The following is a 1,540-nucleotide window of genomic DNA, read 5'->3' on the forward strand; positions in this document are numbered from 1 at the left end:
GCAGCAGGTTGGTCATGTTGAGATTGCGGAAGTGAACGAGGTTTCGCAGTGGCTGGCCGAGCTTGTGCGCGATAATAATCTGCCGCAGAAGGTGTTTATGTTGCACCAGTTTCAGTTGCAGATGATTCGCGACCGCGACCAGATGGTGCATCATCCCGAGCTGGCAACGGTTGTTCACGTGGATGGTCATGGAAGTCCGGAAGCGAAGATGCATACGTGGGATGTGATTCGTGAAGACATGCAGCCGTGGGTTTGGATGGCGTGGAAGAACTTCATCGATGAGGACAAGCCGATGCTGAACGCGGAGCAGACCATGGGTATTGAACCGCGCCCGTGGTTTGTGTCGTTCCAGTAGCGAGGCAGAACGCCGGGTTGCTGGTTTTTATGGAAGCATTTGCATACTATTTCAATCGAGCGATAACCGTTTGACTTAGTTATTGATGTCAGTTCTTCGGTACATGAGATGAAGGGACGGAAAACTTGATGGCGTTGCGAGATATTTCGGTTTCGGCGCGGATTTTCCTCGCCCTTGAGGTTGTATTGGCGACATCGGTTATTGCTCTTTGGTTTTTCCTTTGGAGATATCCAATCTGGTCGATAGACGACCTGTATTTTGTCACTCGCGACGGCTATGCCTGGGGCGGAACTTCATTCACCTCATTATGGCAAGATCTTCTTTATGATGTCGGAGACCGAAACGGACGTACAGCAGATATTGTTTTACAGATTGTTCTGGTTTTTGGTGAGGCAGCCGCATTTATATTTCCGCTAATATGTATCTTCTTTAGCGTTGCAGTATATCGGTTTATTCGGATTCATATTCCGCGAGAAGTGCCTTGGCAGATAGGTCAACCCACGCAGTTTGTTGTTTTCGTTATTTCTGCGATGTCCCTATTTATTATCGATGCGCTGGCGTTCCAGACTGCAGGAACCACCATCATGTTTATGGCTGCTACGGTTGGTTATCTTGGCGGGTTTATTCTCTTCTACCTTGTAGTTGGGACACTACTTCGTATTCGTGAGGGCTCCAAGTACGGCGTACACGTTGCGTTTCTCCTGTTAACACTTCTGGCATCTCTCCATCACGAGATGGTTGCAGTAATGCTTTTCGTGTATTTTGTTGCTTTTCTCCTGAGTCATCAGAAGCTACCTAGCCGAACTCTCATCACCGTATTGGTAGCGATGGGTATCGCGCTCATGCGGTTTGGGGTACCGGGAATGTGGGCGCGCAACGAACGGATTGAAAAGTTCGTACTCGAAAACGATTCATTTTTAGTCTCAAGAGCTTCTACATTTCTCTATTCCCTTCAGGGATACGTTTCTTCATACCGAACATTTTGGTTCGCAACCCTGGTTTTCATCGTACTTTTGACTATCAGTGCAGCCCTTATGTTAGGGGTGAAAGATCGTAGAGTATTAACACTCGTAGAGCTCAATTTATTTGGTTTGGCTATCTTTGTGTATTTTTCTGGGCGACTTGGAATTGCCAGAAACTTCGTGTCAGGTGATGCCTTACCAGGTTTGTATCAGTCGCCGTCGG

2 protein-coding genes are annotated in these 1,540 nt (G+C 47.5%); both read left to right on the forward strand.

Annotated elements, in window-relative coordinates; translation table 11 throughout:
- The coding region (locus HMPREF1627_RS01785) for a hypothetical protein (protein WP_034500603.1) at positions 1-355 on the forward strand (355 nt) is incomplete at its 5' end.
- A gap of 128 nt (positions 356-483) precedes the next feature.
- Positions 484-1,540, forward strand: a 1,057-nt coding sequence (locus HMPREF1627_RS09965; protein WP_081940738.1) for a hypothetical protein, incomplete at its 3' end; no start/stop codon positions are given.

Origin of the sequence: Actinomyces sp. S6-Spd3, assembly GCF_000758755.1 — a bacterium.
Taxonomy (GTDB): Bacteria; Actinomycetota; Actinomycetes; order Actinomycetales; family Actinomycetaceae; genus Pauljensenia.